The sequence below is a fragment of the Pseudonocardia oceani genome, from assembly GCF_019263585.2.
GTDB classification, from domain to species: domain Bacteria; phylum Actinomycetota; class Actinomycetes; order Mycobacteriales; family Pseudonocardiaceae; genus Pseudonocardia; species Pseudonocardia oceani.
The window spans coordinates 3,617,779-3,633,027 of sequence record NZ_JADQDF010000001.1 but is presented as its reverse complement, the minus strand read 5'-3'; the positions used below and the strand labels follow the sequence as shown (position 1 = coordinate 3,633,027).

Below are 15,249 nucleotides of genomic sequence, written 5' to 3'. Positions count from 1 at the left end.
CGGGTCCCTTCACACCATCCCGATCGGTTCGACGCCCGAAACGGGCTTGCCCATCTCGACGCACGCCAGCTCCTCGCCGCCGGGCATCGAGAAGCGGACCGGACGGACCTCCCGGAAGCCGTAGGCCGTGTAGAGCGGCACGCCGGGCAGGGTGGCGACGAGGGTGAGGTCGCGGAAGCCCGCGCGGCGCGCGGCCTGCTCGCTCGCGGCCAGGATCGCGCGGCCCAGGCCGCGTCGCGTCCAGTCGTGGCGGACGAACATCGCGCGCACCCGTGCGGGTTCCCGGGCCGGGTCGAGCAGTCGGCTGTCGTCGGTGCTCGGCCCGGGCCCGGCGTAGACCTTCGCCCGGCGGCTCCAGCCGCCGCAGGCGACGATCTCGCCGGCCACCTCGTGCACGAGGTAGGTGCCGTCGTCGACCAGCTCGGGATCGAGCCGGGCGACGTGCACCGTGGCGCTCGCCGTCTGCTCGGCGCTGTAGTACCGCGGGAACAGGGCGAGCACGGACGCGCGCATCAACGCGTTGATCCGCGGCGCGTCCGCCGCCACCGCGAGCCGTTGCGGGGCGGTGACGTCCCGGTCGTCGGTGGTCATCGGATTCCTCCTGGTGGGGCGACCGAGCTGGGTTCGGTCCGCAGGACCGTCCATCCGGTCAGTGCGGCGCCGGTCGTGAGGACGATCGCGGCGGTGGGATCACCGGTCCACGCCGTGAGGGCGCCCGCGGACAGCGGTCCGACGAGCGCGGCGACGGCGGAGGCGGTGTGCAGCAGGCCGAGCCGGGCACCGAGTCCGGCGGCGCCGAAGCGGCTGATCAGCAGCTCCGGGAACAGCCCCACGTAGCCGCCGTTGGCGAGGCCGAACAGCACCGCGAACACGACGACCGCCGTCGGCGACGGCCCGGCCGCGATCCACCATCCCGACGCCGCCGCGAGACCGAGCGCGCAGGCCCGCATCCCGGACTCTGCTCCGACCCGGTCCGCGACCGGTCCGGAGAGCAGGCGTCCGACGATGCCGGCCAGGCTCGACGTGGAGAGCATCGCCGCCGCGAAGGGCAGACCCAGGCCGTGCGCCTGCGCGTAGCCGGGCAGGTGCGCCAGCGGGACGAACACGGCCACCGACAGCGCGACGCTGCCCAGGTACAGGCGGCCGAACCCGGGCACCGGGACGGGGTGCGGTGCCGCCCGGTGCCCGCCCCGATCGCGGTGAGCACCGGCACGAGCACGCAGCTCGCGCCGCCACCCACCCCGAGCCCGGCCGCGAGCCACATGAGCGGCTGCGACTCGACGACGGCCAGGGCGGCCAGGCCGGCCGGCAGCAGCACCGCGGCGGCCGCGACCCACCGACGCGGCCCGGATCGCTGGGCGAGCGGGCCGGTCACGGCACCGCCGAACAGGGCCGCGGACAGGGCCACCGGGAACGCGACGCCGCCCGGCACCGTGCTGAGCGCCAGTGTCACCCCCACGGCGACCGCGCTCGCGGCGAACGCCGCACCGATCGACACCCGGCTCACGACACGGCTCGGGCGAGGGTCAGGTCGAGTCCGAGCGTCACGACGGACTCGACGCCCAGATCGTGGAACGAGGTGGTGGGGACGAAGCCGTGCTGCCGGTAGAGGTGGTGGGCGACCGGCATCGCGCCGGCATGGGTCTGCAGCAGCATCTCCTCGTACCCGAGGTCGATCGCGACGGCCACCGCCTCGTCGAGCAGTGCGCGTCCCAGCCCGCGGCCGCGCGCCCAGGGACGCAGGTACATCCGCTTGAGCTCGGCGCATGACCCGCCCAGCCGGTGCACGCCCACGATGCCCGCAGCAGCACGGCCCGCCCGGGCCAGGATCAGCGCGCCCTCGGGTGGTCGGTAGAACCGGGCCGGTTCGGCGAACTCCACCTCCGCGGCCGGCTGGGTGGCGGTGACGTCGGAGCCGACCGCGGCGCTCACCCACCGCCGGTGCTCGGCGAGCAGGTGCCCGGCCGCCGCCCAGTCCTGGTCGGTGCGGGCGCGGCAGACGGTCGTGCAGGGCATGCGGTGCTCCTCGTGAAGGCGTTTTCATCCGTGAGGCGGTGACATCGGTGGAGGCGGCGGACATCGGTGACGGCGTGAGGTCGACGGAAGCCCGGACCTCACCGCTCACTCACATCGGGCGGGGTCGGTGGCGCAGAGCCGGGCTCCGGCGAGGGCTGTCCGGTCGATGAGCCGGGCGCGGGCCGGGTTCTCCCGGCCCCCGCCGGTGTCCGGTCGCGACGCGGCCGTGGTCGTCGGTGGGCGGGTGCGACCGACGATCTCGACGGCCTTCCGCTCCAGTCGCGGGGCGAGGCGGGACTCGCGGCGGTTGCGCGTCTCGGTGCCGGTCTGGGTGCCGTCGGCGAGCACGATCCAGCCGGCGCCGTACACCTGGCCGTCGACGATCCCGTCGGCGAAGAACAGCCCGGCGTCGCGCGACACCGCAGTGGTGGTGAAGGCCGCCGGCGTGCCCCCGGCGGCGGTGAAGGAGCCCGCCGCGCCACCGTCGGCGACGGTGAGGCCGAGCTCGGCCCCACGCTCGGAGCGCAGCACAGCCCGGTCGCCGTCCAGCGTTCCGAAGAACCGCTCACCGAGCCCGGCCGGCCCGTCGCACACGTAGGCGACGACCCGGGCGCCGTCGGTGACCACCGCGACCAACGTGTCGGTGCCGGTGACCCGACCGACGGATTCGACCCCGGAGACGGATGCCGTCGCCGCGGGACCCGGTACCGCGGCGGGATTCGGCACCGCCGCGGGGGAGGTCGTCGGCGGGGTGGCGGCGCCGCAACCGGTGAGGACCACCGCGACCAGTGGAGCCATGAGAACTGCGCGAAACCGGCCGATCGAGGTCGACGAGCGAGTGATCATCGGAGTGTCCTCGGTGAATCGTCTCCTGGGGCCCCGGCGATCGGGGCGCACCCAGCGTCGCCCGAGCCGCTGGCACGGGCCTGCCACCATGGTGTCAGCGCGTCGCCGTCCCCATCGCCGCCGGCTCCCGGACCCGGGAGCGGCCCGCGCCGCATGCTCCACGGCGCCCGCCCGCACCGCGTCGGCGCCGGAAGGCCGGGGGCGCGCGCTCGCACCGACGGCACCTCGGCCGGTACACCGGCCCGGCCATCGCGGCCTCGTGCCGGACGGCCGCTGCGTCGTCGCCCGCGTATGCCGAACGGATCACCCAGGTCGAGGTGGGCGAGGACCTGGGAGTCGAGGTCCCCCGCCGCCACGGCCGGTTCCAACGACCGGTGGGCGTTGCGAACCGCGCCGCCCGTGCCGCCCCGGAAGCCGTGGGCCTCGGTGAGCGCGTTGCCGGCGTCGCGGCTCGCGGTGGGGTCCCCGGCCGCGCCGGCCAGCGCGACGGCGTGCGCGGTGAGGGACTCCACGGCGGCGAGGTCGCCACGCAGGTGCGCCAGCAGCCCGAACGGGAGGGTGGGCCGGAGCAGGTCCTCGGCCGGGCCGACCTCGCACAGCCAGGCCTGCGCACGACGCAGGTCGGGGAGGTGGGCGTCGAACCGGCGGATCGCCCCCGCCTCCCCGGGTCCGCGACGGTCCGTCATCACGTCCTCGGCGAACCGCACCGCCCACGCGGCGTGCCGCGCGCGTAGCGCCGCGGCCGCCGGATCGGCGGCCAGCTTCGAGCGGCCGAACGCGCGCAGTGTCTCGAGCATGCCGTACCGCGCGGGGACGCCGGGGCACTCGCTCGCGACGAGGTGGACCAGCGAGCGGTCCACCAGGTCGGGCAGTGCGGTGGCGTCGCCGCAGACGGCGGTCACCGCGGCGCGCTCGACCGGCCCCGCGAACACCGCGAGGCGCTCGAACAGGGTCCGCTGGTCGCCGTCGAGCAGCTCGTAGGACCACTCGACGACCTCGCGCAGCGAGGAGTGCCGCCTGCCCCCGGTGCGGCGCCCTCCGCGCAACACGTCGAAGGGCTGGTCGAGGGCGTCGACCAGGCCACGGAGACCGAGCGTGACCGCCCGTGCGGCGGCCAGTTCGAGCGCGAGCGGGAGCCCGTCGAGGCGGCGGCACACCGCCTCCACGAGCGCGGCCCGATCCGGGTCGCCCTCGCCCGGGTCGCCCGGGAACGCGCCGGCCGCACCCATCCTGTCGCTCAGCAGTCGCGCTGCTGATGACGGACCGAGCGGATCGACGCCGAACACGAACTCCCCGTCGACCCGCACCGGCTGCCGGCTGGTCAGCAGCAGGTCGACCCCGGGGGCACCCATCGCGATCGCCTCGATCAGCCCGGCCACCTCGTCGGCGACGTGCTCGCAGGTGTCGAACACCACGAGCTGGCGGCGCACGGCCAGCACCTCGACCACGCGATCGGTGAACGCCCTCCCGTCGGGGACCTGCTCGCGCGACCGGCCGTCGTCGGCGAGCTGCAGCGCCGCCGACAGCGTGGGTGCCACGTCGGCCGGGCCGCCCTCGCCGAAACCGACCAGCAGCACACCGTCGTCGTAGCCCTCGCCGATCGCGTCCGCGACGTGGGTGGCCAGGCGGGTCTTGCCGACCCCGCCCGGGCCGACCAGGGTGACGATCCGCTGCTCGCCCAGCAGTCGCCCCACCTGGGCGACGGCTTCGGCCCTCCCCACGAACATGCTCACCGGCAGGCGCGGCACGCGCGACCGGGTCGGCGGACCCGACGGCGCAGCCGTGGGGGGCACCTCCTGGCGCAGGACCTGCCGCTGCAGCTCCCGCAGGGTCGGCGACGGGTCCAGACCGAGGTCCTCGGCCAGCCGCCTGCGCAGCCGCCCGAACTCGGCCAGCGCCTCGGCCTGCCGGCCCGCGGCGACCAGCGCCTGCATCAGCAGGGCGACCGCCGACTCACGCAGCGGATCGGCGACGATCAACGCCTCCAGTGCCGCGATCGCGTCGGCGGTCCGGCCGACGGCGATCAGGGCCCCACCGTGCTGCTCGGCCGCGCCCGCGCGCAGCGCGGACAGCCGCGCGACCTCCGGGTGCAGCGCCGGATGGTCCAGCTCCCCGTAGGGCCGACCCCGCCACAGCGCCAGTGCCGCGTGCAGGAGGGACAGCCGCTGCGACGGGTCGGGGGCGGCGGACGCGGCGGCCAGGTGGTCGGTGAAGACCGTGACGTCCACCGCCGACCTCTCGGCGACCAGTCGGTAGCCCTCCGGGTCCGTCGCGATCCGGGCGCCCTCCGGAAGGAGCCGACGCAGCCGGGCGATGTTGGTCTGCACCGCTCCCGGCGGGTTGGCCGGCGGGTCGTCCCAGCCCATGCCGGCCAGTTCGTCGGCGGGGACCGGGGTTCCCAGCCTGGCCACCATGCCCAGCAGCAGCCGCCGCTGCCGGGCCGACGGGACCGGGATCGGGCCGTCGGGACCGCACACCCGCAGCGGTCCGAGGACGCCGATCGTGGACATGCCCGGGCCGTGGTATCCGGCGGGGCTCGTCCGTGGGACGCCGGACGGCACCGGCACGCCCACCACGCTCGCGGCGCGGGGACCCACCCGGGCCAGGATCAGCGCGCCGTCGGGTGGCCGGTGGAACCGGGCCGGACCGGCGAGCTCCACGTCGGGGTCGGGTCGGGTGATACGGGACATGCGGTGCTCCTCGGGCAGACGGCGGACACCCGTGGTGGCGTGAGATGCACGGAAGGCCGAACCTCACAGCCGGCACTTCCGGCCCGCCGTCGTCATCCCGCGGGGCCGGGACCCAGGTCGACGGGTCGCCGTCCTCCGGGCGGGCCGGGGCGGTGACGCCGCCGGATCGGCCCCCACCGGGCCCAACCGGCATGAGCGGTCCGGACACGACGACCGCGGCCCGCCCCCGGGAGAACCGCGTGGCGGCCCGCTCGGCGGCGACCGGTGTCGGGGTCGCCGACGGCCGCCTCCCGGGTCACGGCGGGCACGGCTCGGCCTCCAGAGCCCCTCGTCGTCGCGGTGGCACGGGCTCGGTGAGCCAGTGGAGCAGCTGCGCCGCGAGTGGGCGCCGCGACCGGGCGGTCCCGCGGGCCGCGGTCACCAGGCGGTGGTGGTCTGCCACTCGGCGCAGCTCGGCGTGGTGGATACGGATCAGCTCGCTGTGGACGAAGTGGTTCACGACGGGGCTCCCTGAGCAGTGGTGGGGGTGTCGTGCGGCGGCCGCGCCGGGTCGGCGCGATCGATCAGTCCGGCCAGAAGGCCGTGCAGGGTGGGCGGGGTGGGCATGGGGGTGGGCTTGGGGATTCCTCCTCGTGGATGCCCCATCGTCGAGGGGCCGGCTGTCGCGGTGATGTCGTCGCCCTGTCATCCGCCGCGCGGTGGCCGGACGGGGTGGACCCGACCGGCCGCCGGTGGGTCCTACGGCCGGACCTCGTAGACGAGGTGGAACGGGGACCGCGCGACCCGGCGGAACCGGGTGAAGCCCGCGTCGACCGTCACCTGGTGGATGGCCGCCTCGCCGGCCCGCCCCCCGACTGCGTGGCAACCCGGCCGGCCGACTCCGGCCGGAGATGTCCTACCGGTTGGGCTCGCGCCACATCGTCCACAGCGGGGGGCCGCCCGCCACGGCGATCTCAGCGGTGACGGCGAACCCGTGGCGCTCGTAGAGCCGCCGGTTGTCCGGGCTGGTCGCCTCCAGGTAGGCGGGTGTCGCGGACCGGTCGGCGCGGTCGAGCACGGCACGCAGCATCGCGCTGCCCTGCCCACGCCCCCGCCGCTGCGGGGCGACGCCGATGAACCACAGGTAGTCGTGGCCGGTGTGATGCGGATGGTGCTCGTCGAGCAACCCGATGACCTCGAGCCACCGCTCGGCATCGGGCCCGGCGAGCACGGCGCACCTGGCGGCGAACTCGGCACCGACGGGCTCGGTCATCGGCTCGACGCCCGCGGGTGACCAGATCGCGGCACCCGTCACCGGGTCTCCGGCACACCAGGTCTCGTCGTGGCGGGCGAACGCCTCCGCGGCCAGGTCGAAGAACGCGGGCAGCATCTCGCGGCGGCGGCGGCGGTCCGGGTTGAGCCAGCGGAACACCGGGTCGTCGAAGAACGCTCCGGCGAGTGCGGTGACCACTGCGGAGCGGTCGTCGGGGCCCGCCTTGCGGGCGACGGTACGCGTTGCGGCGGTCGTGGTGGTCGGGGGCATCGGGCTGTCCTCTCTCGTGGCGACCCGGGGCGGGCCGTGCCGAGAAGGTTCGCCGCCGGCCCTGCCCGCCCGCTGTCACCCCGCTGACTCGTGGGTGTCGACCGACTCGGACAGCCACCGGTCCCGGATCCTGCGGCCTTCACGTGGTCGGCCTCCGGTCCGCGCGCCGCGTCCGGGCCACGACGTCGGCCGGCGGCGGTGCTGCGCCCCCGGTGAGGGCCCTTCGAGGGCCCGATCCCCGAGGGCCCGACCCCCGACAGCCCGATCCCCGAGAGCCCGATCCCCGAGAGCCGGGCACGCAGTGCCGCCGTCGTGGGCGCGCGGTCGTGGCGACGCGGCCTGGTCGTCGATCGCTCATCGCCCACCGGTCAGTGCGGTGATCAGGTCCTCGTCGGTGATCTCCGGAACGGTGAGCGGGCAGTCCACCCGCACCGCGCCGTCGTCCCAGCAGGGGGCGGCACCGGGGAAGACCCGCTGCAACAGGGCCACGACCGCACCGTTCTCCGGGAGTACCAGGCCGAACAGCCGGTCGTAGCCGAGGTCCCGCGCGAGATCACCCAGCTCGGTGAGCAGGCGCCTGCCGACACCCCGGCCCTGCCAGTCGTCGACGACCGCGACGGCCAGCTCGGCCTCCCCGGCGCCGGTCCGAACCATCCGGGCGATCCCGACCGGGGTCCGGCCCCACCGTCCGGGTCGCCGCGCCTCGGCCACGAGTGCCGCGCGGTCGCAGCCGTCGACATCGAGCAGCGCCGCCCGCATCGCCGCGGTCAGCCGCGCGACCGGTGTGTGGAAGCGCAGATGGCGGCCCCGGGCGGACAGGCCGGCGAAGACCGTGTCGACAGCGGCGACGTCGTCCGGGGTGAGCGGCCTGACGGCCACGCGTGCGGTTCGCATGTGGCCACGCTGCGCGGCGGTGCTGCCTCGGCCCTGTCCTCCCGCTGGCAGCACCCACTCCGTGGTGCCAGGCCGGTGTCAGCGGGCCCGTGCACGCTGCACGGGAGAGCACGCCCGAGCCGGAGGAACCACCGATGACCATCGCCGCCGATCCCGCGACGACGACCCGGGACGCACCTGGTCCTGCGGTTCGCGGCTGCACTGGCCGTACACACCGCCGCCGCCCGCGACGCCGGGCGCGCGGTGGACCGGTGGGTCCCCGTCCGGCCCTGGCCGTCGCCGCAGCCGGCGTGGCGGCCCCTGCGACGCCACCACCACGTGGGTCGCGGTCGGCGGATACGGCATCGGTCTCGGCCTGGCGTCGGCGTGCACCTGGGTGGCGACGTCCACCATGGTCAGCGGGGCCTTCGAGCGCCGGCGCGCCGCCGCACTCGGGCTGCTCACCGCGGGTCCCACCGCGGGCGGGGTCGTCATCGCCCGTGCACCCCGTCGGTCCGGGCGGCTGATCCACCCCGCCATGCGTCCTCGCGGCGGTACCGTCGTCAGCCGGGGGTACGCGCCCGCCGCCGGGCGCCTTCACGGAAACGGGACCGGACATGACACAGGCAGCGACCCCTGCGCCAGGCGCGGCTGCGCCGACCACCGAGCAGGTCCTACACGAGTTCGGGACGCAGCTGCGCCGGTTCGTGCACCGGCGGGTTCTCGACCCGGACCGGGCCGACGACGTCCTCGCCGAGGTCGTGCTGCGCATCCACCGCAACGTGCACCGAGTCGAGGACCACGAGCACCTCGTCCGGTGGGTGCACCGGATCACCCGCAACGCGATCATCGACGAGTACCGGCGGGTCGAGCGCGAGCAGGCCCGGCGGGCCCCGCTGCCCGACCAGATGCCCGAGCCTGCCGACCGGGCGCCCGACGACGAGCAGGCGGGCCTGCTCGGCGAGCTCGCGCACTGTATGCGACCGCTGCTCGACGAGCTCTCCCCCGAGCAGCGCCGAGCGCTGGAGCTCACCGAGCTCGGGGGATGGAGCCAGGCGGCCGCGGCCGAGCGCGAGGGGGTGTCGGTGTCGGGCATGAAGTCCCGCGTGCAGCGCGGCCGACACCGGCTCGCCGAGCTGCTCGGGCGGTGCTGCGAACTCGTCCTCGACGCCCGCGGTGTGCCGATGGACTACACGCCGCGCCGTGGCTGCCGCTGCGACTGAGCCCGACCGCACGTGCATGGGGCCGCGCCGGATCCGGCGCGGCCCCGTTGCACGTGGCGGGTCAGGTGCAGCAGGGCCCGACCTCCTCGCAGGCCGACGCGCACACGGAGGCCGGCCGCCCCTCCGGGTCGGCCGGGTCGTCATCGGTGACGGCGTAGTACTCCCACCAACCGTGCGGCACGTCGGGAGCGACGACGAACACCTTGTCCTGCACGGCGTGACAGCAGATGTCCTGCTCGGCCACGGTCGTCGCCAGCCCGGCCGCCTCGAACCGGGCCAGCGCCGCCGTCACCGCCTCGGGGGTCCGCGCCTCCACGCCGATGTGGTTGAGCGCGTCGCCCGCGCCGGGGTTCTCGATCAGCACCAGCTTCAGGGGCGGGTCGGTCACCTCGAAGTTGGCGTAGCCCTCGCGCTGCTTGTGCGGCCCCACGCCGAACAGTGCGCTGTAGAACTCGGTCGCGGCCGCGAGGTCGGTGACGTTGAGCGCGAGTTGGATCCGCGTGGTGGTCCCGGTCGTGGTGGTTCCGGTCGTGGTGGTTCCGGTCGTGGTGGTCCCGGTCGTGGTGGTCCCGGTCGTGGTGGTCCCGGTCGTGGTGGTCATGGTCGTCCTGCCTCCCGGCTTCCTGGTGGCGGCGCGGCGCCGGATGGATCCCCGTCGCCCGCTGCCCCCCTGCTGACGCGCGAGTGGGGACGCGGACGCACGGGTGCGCCGCGAGCGGATCGGCAGCGGTGCGTGCCGGGCATGGACGGGCCCGGGTAGTCGTCCGGCGTCGCGGTCGGGCAGAGGGTCGAGCAGCGGCCCGCCGGCACGACGAACGGCCTGGTCGCTGGGCGCAGAAAGCACCTCTGACCAGGCCGTCCGTGGGTGGAGCTGAGGGGAATCGAACCCCTGACCTCTTCGATGCGAACGAAGCGCGCTACCAATTGCGCCACAGCCCCGGTGCCCGCCGGAGCGAGCGGATCCAACCCTACCAGCCGCTCATTCCCCGGCCGCACGGCGGTAGTCGGGCCGGGCCGGGCCCTCGAGGTCGTGCAGGGCGGGGTCGTCCAGGTCGTCGCCGACGACCGTCGTGCCGGCCGGGAGCGGGGGCGGCGGCGCGGGCACGAGGCGCGGCAGGGCGCTCTGCTCGGCCGCGTCGGCGCCGGTGACGCGCAGCGGCCCGATCGGCTCGCCGGTGCCGGTGACGCGGTCCGGGTCGTCGTCGTGCTCGACGTCGACGAGGTCGTCGTCGGCGTCCTCGAGCTCGTCGTCGGGGTCGGCGACGGCGTCGGCGGGCGCCTCGGCGGCCTCCTGGCCGCGGCGGGCCCACCCGTCGAGCTCGGGGTCCTCGGCCGCGGGCTGCCGGTGGGTGCCGGCCATGCGGGCGGCGCGGCGGCGGCGGATCGCCTCCTCCATCCGCACCTGGCGGCGCAGGTAGACGAGGTACCCGACCAGCGCGACGTCGGCGGCGGCGTGCAGCCACCACAGCGCGGGCGCCGCGACGATCGCGACGAGCGCGGACACCACGGCGGTGATCAGCAGGCCCAGCACGACCCGCTGGCGGAAGGCGTAGCGGGCGCGGGCGGAGATCGCCGCGGCCTGCGGGTCGAAGCCGCCGCGGCCGGGGCGGTAGCGGGGCGCGGGGCGCTCCCAGCCGTCGTCGCCGTCCTCGTAGCCGTCGTCGGCGCCGTAGCCGTCGTCCTCGGCGTACGCGTCGCCGGTCTCGTCGAGCTCACCGTCGATCTCGTCGTCGGCGAGGTCCTCGTCGGGTACGGGTCGGGCCTCGGGGATGCGCGCGGGCTCCTCGACCCGCGTCGCGCCACGCGCACCGTTCCCGCGGCTGTCGTCGGAGTCGTCCACGTCCACCTCCTGCATCCGGTACCGGCGCTGCGGCCGGTCGAGCACCCGCCCGGAGAGGGCGGCGTAGCTGGGCCGGGCCACCTCCTGCTGGTGCCTCGCCACCGCCGGCACGAGGATCAGCAACCAGAGCACGACCAGCCCGACGAAGATCAACGAGCTGGGCACTGGCGGCCTCCTCCCCCGACGGCACGAGCAGCGACCCGGGGCCCTCCCCGACCCGAGATCGCTCCCGGACACCACGGTAGTGAGGGAAGGCAGCCGAACGGCGCAGCGACGCGCCGTGACCACCAGGTTCACCCGAGGGGCCTCAGGGACTTCTGTGACTCGTGTGGGTGATCAGGCCCGCTCGGCGCGCCCCGCCGACACCAGCCGGCCGGACAACCCGTTCGGCGGCACCTCCTCGGCCGTCAGGGCGAAGCAGAGGTGGTCGCGCCAGGCGCCGTCGACGTCGAGGTAGCGGCGGAACAGCCCCTCCTCGCGGAAGCCCAGCTTCTCCAGCACGCGCCGGCTCGCCCGGTTCTCCGGGCGGACGGTGGCCTCCAGCCGGTGCAGCCCGGCCGGGCCGAGGCAGTGGTCGACGGCCATCGCGACCGCCGCCGTCGTGACGCCCGCCCCCGTCACCCGCGCGTCGCACCAGTAGCCGACGTAGGCCGACAGCAGCGGCTCGCGCACGACGTTGCCGATCATGACGTGACCGGCGAGCCGGTCGTCGACGGTGATCGCGAACGGCAGCGCCGTGCCCTTCCGCGCCGCGGAGCGCAGCAGCATCCAGCGCCCCGGCCACTCCGCCGACGAGTGCCGCTGCGCCCACGTGCCCGGCATCGTCGGCTCCCACGGCGCGAGGTGCGCCTCGTCGCGCAGGCGCAGCGCCGACCAGGCCGGCCCGTCGCGCAGCCGGACCGGGCGCAGCTCGACGACCCCCGCGCCGACGCGCAGCGCCCCGAGCCGGGCGGGCCAGCCCGGGTGCCGGCCCCCGTGGGCGCCCGCGGAGGTCACGGCGGCGCGCTCACGCGGGGGCGGGCAGGAACGCGACCGTGACGACCTCGTCGACCGTGGCCTCCGTGACGTCCTCGCCCACCACGATCAGCCCGTTGGACTCCCCCAGCGAGGAGAGCAGGTGCGTGCCGGACGTGCCCAGCGGCTGCACCAGGTACTCGCCGGTGGCCTGCTCGCGCAGCAGGCGCGCGCGCAGGTAACCGCGCCGGCCGGGGCGCGAGGAGATCGGCGAGGTCAGCCGCGCGGTCATCGTGCGGCGGTAGGGGTCGGGGCGCCCGAGCGCGGAGCGCAGCAGCGGGCGCACAAACACCTCGAACAGCAGCAGGGCCGTGGCCGGGTGCGAGGGGAACAGGAACGTGGGCACGGCGTCGGGGCCCAGCCGGCCGAACGCCTGCGTGGACCCGGGGTGCATGGCGACGCGGGTGGCGTCGAGGTCGCCGAGCCCGGACAGCGCCGCGTGCACCTCGGCGCCGGCCCGGCCGCCGGCGGCGCCGCAGACGACGATCACGTCGCTGAACGGCAGGCGGTCCTGCATCGCCGCGCCGATCTCGCGGGCGTCGCCGCGGACCAGCCCGGCGCGGCCGGTGTCGGCCCCTGCGTCGCGTGCGGCGGCCGAGAGGGCGTGGGAGCAGACGTCGGCCACCTGTCCGGCGGCCGGCGGGCGGGCCACGTCGACGAGCTCGTCGCCCACGGAGATGATCGACACGCGCGGGCGCGGGTGGACGAGCAGCTTGTCTCGCCCGGCCGCGGCCAGCAGCGCGACCTGGGTCGGGCCGACGACGGCGTCGCGGCGCACGGCCACGTCACCGGGCTGCACGTCCTCGCCGATCCGGCGGACGAACGCCGCCGACGGCACGCCGCGCGTCGCGACGAGCCGGGCGGAGCCGCCGTCGGTGTAGCCGAGCGGGACCACGGCGTCGGCCAGCGTGGGCAGCGGCGCCCCCGCCGCGACCCGGACGGCCTGCCCGGGTTGCAGCCGCAGCGGCTGGCGCGACCCGGCCGGGATCTCCCCCACCACCGGCAGCGACGCGGGCTCGTGCTGGGAGGCCCCCACCATGTCGACGCTGCGGACCGCGTAACCGTCGACGGCCGCCTGGTCGAAGCCGGGCAGCGGGCGCGCGACGATCACCTCCTCGGCGCAGTGCAGGCCGTACGCCTCGGAGATCGAGACCCGCACCGGGGCCGGGCGGACCACCCCGTCGAGGATCCGTGTGAGCTGCTCGTCGACCGTGCGCATACCTGGTCAGTCCGACAGGCGCGCGGTCAGCCAGGCGCGGAGCTCGGGACCGTAGTCGGGGTGCTCGAGGGCGAAGTCGACGAATGCGCGCACGTAGCTGCCCGGGTTGCCGAGGTCGTGGCGCCCGCCGCGGTGCACCACCACGTGGACCGGGTGCCCCTCGGAGATCAGCAGCGCGATGGCGTCGGTGATCTGCAGCTCGCCGCCGGCGCCGGGGGTGATGCGGTCGATGGCGTCGAAGACGGCGACGTCGAGCAGGTAGCGCCCGGCCGCGGCGAACGTGGACGGCGCGTCGTCGGCGGCGGGCTTCTCCACCATGCCGTGCACCCGCTTGACGTCCGGGTCTTCGGTGTCGGTGACATCGAAGACGCCGTAGGCGGAGATCTCCTCGCGGGGGATGTCGAACGCGCACAGCACGCTGCCGCCGAACTCCTCGCGCACCTGCGCCATCCGCGTCAGCACCCCGGTGGGCAGCACGAGGTCGTCGGGCAGCAGGACGGCGAAGGCCTGCTCGTCGTCGGCCAGTGCGCCGCGGACGCAGCCGATGGCGTGGCCCAGGCCCAGCGGCTCGTCCTGGGTGACGGTGCGGACGTCGAGCAGCTCGTGGGCCCGGCGCACCTTCGCGACCAGCTTCTCCTTTCCGCGCGCGGCCAGCGTCCGCTCCAGCTCCGAGGAGTCGGCGAAGTGCGCGGCGACGGCGTCCTTCCCCGGCGAGGTGACGATGAGCAGCTGCTCCGCGCCCGCCTCGGCCGCCTCGGCGGCGACCAGCTCGATGCCCGGCGTGTCGACGACGGGCAGGAGCTCCTTGGGCACGGTCTTCGTGGTGGGCAGGAACCGGGTCCCCAGGCCAGCGGCGGGAACCACGGCCGACCGGAACGGCGACGCTGTCATGGTCAGGAACCTTATCCGCGCCGGTAGCGTGCACGCGTGACGGCACGCACCGACGATCACGAGCCGCCCACGAAAAGTGACTGGCGGCGCCGGATCCTGGCCGCGCGCCGCACGCTGGACCCGGCGGTGCGCGCCGCCCGCGCCGAGGCCCTGACCCGCCACGCCCTCGCGCTGGCCGCCACGACCGGCGGACCGGTCTGCGCCCACCTCCCGATCGGCACCGAGCCGTGGTCGCCCGCGGGGGTCGACGCCCTGCACCGCGCCGGGCACGAGGTGCTGCTCCCGGTGGTGACCGCCGGGCCCGGTCCGCTCGACTGGGCCCGCTACGACGGCCCCGACTCGCTCGTGCCGGGGCCGATCGGCCTGCGCGAACCGTCAGGTGCGCGCAGGGGGCCCGCAGCGGTCGCGGACGCCCGGCTGCTGCTGGTGCCGGGACTGGCGGCCGACCGCGCCGGTGTGCGCCTGGGCCGGGGCGCCGGCCACTACGACCGCACGTTGCCGCTGGTGACCCCGGGTGTGCCGATCGTGATCGTGCTCGACGACGACGAGCTCGTGGACGTCCTGCCCGCCGAGGAGCACGACCACCCGATGAGTGCGGCCCTGCAACCGGGCGCAGGCCACACGCTCCTCGGGAAGAAGGGGTGACCCCGGCGGGTTATGCTGGCACTCAGTGCACGAGAGTGCCAAGTGCCCGGGAAGGACTCACGAGCGTGCCCACCTACCAGTACGCCTGCACCGCCTGCTCCCACCGTTTCGAGGCCGTCCAGTCGTTCTCCGACTCGTCGCTGACCGAGTGCCCGGAGTGTTCGGGTGCGCTGCGCAAGGTCTTCTCCTCCGTCGGGATCGTGTTCAAGGGGAGCGGCTTCTACCGCACCGACAGCCGCGCCGGCGCCGTGCCCAACGGGGACAGCAAGCCCGCGGGCGGCTCCTCCGAGAGCTCGGGCTCCGAGAAGAAGTCGACCGAGAGCACCACCGCCACCAAGAGCGACTCCGGTTCGTCCACATCCTCCACCAGCACCCCGGCACCCGCGGCCGCCAAGAGCTGAGCTGTCCACAACCGGGCCGCTCCATCCACAGGCCCGGTGATCGTCGGTCACGAGGGCTGGTCGCGGCCT

16 protein-coding genes and 1 tRNA gene are annotated in these 15,249 nt (G+C 75.6%); 3 read left to right on the top strand and 14 right to left on the bottom strand.

The features are described 5' to 3' along the window. Positions 1-9: 9 nt before the first annotated feature. From I4I82_RS18305 to I4I82_RS18270, 8 genes are all read right to left on the bottom strand, one after another. Positions 10-591 carry a GNAT family N-acetyltransferase gene (locus I4I82_RS18305; protein WP_218592001.1) on the bottom strand — a complete coding sequence of 194 codons (582 nt, stop codon included), beginning with the start codon at positions 589-591 and terminating at the stop codon, positions 10-12. Beyond that, a complete protein-coding gene (locus I4I82_RS18300; protein WP_218595891.1) occupies positions 588-1,157 on the bottom strand; it encodes an MFS transporter in 570 nt (189 codons plus the stop codon). The genes I4I82_RS18305 and I4I82_RS18300 overlap by 4 nt, the downstream gene beginning before the upstream one ends. A 346-nt stretch (positions 1,158-1,503) precedes the next feature. Next, positions 1,504-2,016: a GNAT family N-acetyltransferase gene (locus tag I4I82_RS18295; RefSeq protein WP_218594165.1), complete on the bottom strand. Its 513-nt coding sequence runs from the start codon at positions 2,014-2,016 to the stop codon at positions 1,504-1,506. Between the two features lie 105 nt (positions 2,017-2,121). Further along, positions 2,122-2,814 carry a hypothetical protein gene (locus tag I4I82_RS18290; protein ID WP_218594166.1) on the bottom strand — a complete coding sequence of 231 codons (693 nt, stop codon included), beginning with the start codon at positions 2,812-2,814 and terminating at the stop codon, positions 2,122-2,124. Positions 2,815-2,858: 44 nt separating this feature from the next. Next, positions 2,859-5,552: an AfsR/SARP family transcriptional regulator gene (locus tag I4I82_RS18285; RefSeq protein WP_218594167.1), complete on the bottom strand. Its 2,694-nt coding sequence runs from the start codon at positions 5,550-5,552 to the stop codon at positions 2,859-2,861. Between the two features lie 295 nt (positions 5,553-5,847). Then, positions 5,848-6,051 carry a hypothetical protein gene (locus I4I82_RS18280; RefSeq protein ID WP_218595890.1) on the bottom strand — a complete coding sequence of 68 codons (204 nt, stop codon included), beginning with the start codon at positions 6,049-6,051 and terminating at the stop codon, positions 5,848-5,850. A gap of 396 nt (positions 6,052-6,447) precedes the next feature. Beyond that, entirely contained in the window at positions 6,448-7,074 is a 627-nt protein-coding gene (locus tag I4I82_RS18275) for a GNAT family N-acetyltransferase (protein ID WP_218592869.1), read from the bottom strand. 354 nt (positions 7,075-7,428) lie between these two features. Then, entirely contained in the window at positions 7,429-7,968 is a 540-nt protein-coding gene (locus I4I82_RS18270) for a GNAT family N-acetyltransferase (RefSeq protein ID WP_218592868.1), read from the bottom strand. A 596-nt stretch (positions 7,969-8,564) separates the two neighbouring features. Here I4I82_RS18270 and I4I82_RS18265 point away from each other — a divergent pair. After that, positions 8,565-9,170, top strand: coding sequence for a sigma-70 family RNA polymerase sigma factor (locus tag I4I82_RS18265; RefSeq protein ID WP_218592867.1), 606 nt, complete (start codon positions 8,565-8,567; stop codon positions 9,168-9,170). 61 nt (positions 9,171-9,231) lie between these two features. On the opposite strand, the gene I4I82_RS18260 is transcribed toward I4I82_RS18265, so the two are convergent. From I4I82_RS18260 to I4I82_RS18235, 6 genes are all read right to left on the bottom strand, one after another. Further along, on the bottom strand, positions 9,232-9,771 hold the full coding sequence (locus I4I82_RS18260; protein ID WP_218592866.1) for an ArsI/CadI family heavy metal resistance metalloenzyme: 540 nt from the start codon (positions 9,769-9,771) through the stop codon (positions 9,232-9,234). Positions 9,772-10,036: 265 nt separating this feature from the next. Further along, positions 10,037-10,109, bottom strand: a tRNA-Ala gene (locus I4I82_RS18255). A 40-nt stretch (positions 10,110-10,149) separates the two neighbouring features. Then, a complete protein-coding gene (gene sepX, locus I4I82_RS18250; RefSeq protein WP_218592865.1) occupies positions 10,150-11,175 on the bottom strand; it encodes a divisome protein SepX/GlpR in 1,026 nt (341 codons plus the stop codon). A 171-nt stretch (positions 11,176-11,346) separates the two neighbouring features. Continuing rightward, positions 11,347-12,006 carry a GNAT family N-acetyltransferase gene (locus tag I4I82_RS18245; protein ID WP_218592864.1) on the bottom strand — a complete coding sequence of 220 codons (660 nt, stop codon included), beginning with the start codon at positions 12,004-12,006 and terminating at the stop codon, positions 11,347-11,349. A gap of 10 nt (positions 12,007-12,016) precedes the next feature. Beyond that, positions 12,017-13,243, bottom strand: coding sequence for a molybdotransferase-like divisome protein Glp (glp, locus tag I4I82_RS18240; RefSeq protein WP_218592863.1), 1,227 nt, complete (start codon positions 13,241-13,243; stop codon positions 12,017-12,019). A gap of 6 nt (positions 13,244-13,249) precedes the next feature. After that, complete coding sequence (locus I4I82_RS18235; protein ID WP_218592862.1) at positions 13,250-14,134, bottom strand: UTP--glucose-1-phosphate uridylyltransferase; 885 nt, start codon at positions 14,132-14,134, stop codon at positions 13,250-13,252. A gap of 36 nt (positions 14,135-14,170) precedes the next feature. Between I4I82_RS18235 and I4I82_RS18230 the strand changes: the two genes are divergently transcribed. Next, complete coding sequence (locus tag I4I82_RS18230; protein WP_218592861.1) at positions 14,171-14,779, top strand: 5-formyltetrahydrofolate cyclo-ligase; 609 nt, start codon at positions 14,171-14,173, stop codon at positions 14,777-14,779. A gap of 65 nt (positions 14,780-14,844) precedes the next feature. Next, on the top strand, positions 14,845-15,180 hold the full coding sequence (locus I4I82_RS18225; protein WP_218592860.1) for an FmdB family zinc ribbon protein: 336 nt from the start codon (positions 14,845-14,847) through the stop codon (positions 15,178-15,180). Positions 15,181-15,249: the final 69 nt, after the last annotated feature.

What these genes read in the sequence shown, in the direction of transcription:
- I4I82_RS18265 (WP_218592867.1), top strand. Translation starts at nt 8,565, where the DNA reads ATGACACAGGCAGCGACCCCTGCGCCAGGCGCGGCTGCGCCGACCACC.
- I4I82_RS18295 (WP_218594165.1), bottom strand. Translation starts at nt 2,016, where the DNA reads ATGCCCTGCACGACCGTCTGCCGCGCCCGCACCGACCAGGACTGGGCG.
- I4I82_RS18305 (WP_218592001.1), bottom strand. Translation starts at nt 591, where the DNA reads ATGACCACCGACGACCGGGACGTCACCGCCCCGCAACGGCTCGCGGTG.
- I4I82_RS18290 (WP_218594166.1), bottom strand. Translation starts at nt 2,814, where the DNA reads ATGGCTCCACTGGTCGCGGTGGTCCTCACCGGTTGCGGCGCCGCCACC.
- I4I82_RS18270 (WP_218592868.1), bottom strand. Translation starts at nt 7,968, where the DNA reads ATGCGAACCGCACGCGTGGCCGTCAGGCCGCTCACCCCGGACGACGTC.
- glp (WP_218592863.1), bottom strand. Translation starts at nt 13,243, where the DNA reads ATGCGCACGGTCGACGAGCAGCTCACACGGATCCTCGACGGGGTGGTC.
- I4I82_RS18260 (WP_218592866.1), bottom strand. Translation starts at nt 9,771, where the DNA reads ATGACCACCACGACCGGGACCACCACGACCGGGACCACCACGACCGGG.
- I4I82_RS18285 (WP_218594167.1), bottom strand. Translation starts at nt 5,552, where the DNA reads ATGTCCCGTATCACCCGACCCGACCCCGACGTGGAGCTCGCCGGTCCG.
- I4I82_RS18275 (WP_218592869.1), bottom strand. Translation starts at nt 7,074, where the DNA reads ATGCCCCCGACCACCACGACCGCCGCAACGCGTACCGTCGCCCGCAAG.
- I4I82_RS18235 (WP_218592862.1), bottom strand. Translation starts at nt 14,134, where the DNA reads ATGACAGCGTCGCCGTTCCGGTCGGCCGTGGTTCCCGCCGCTGGCCTG.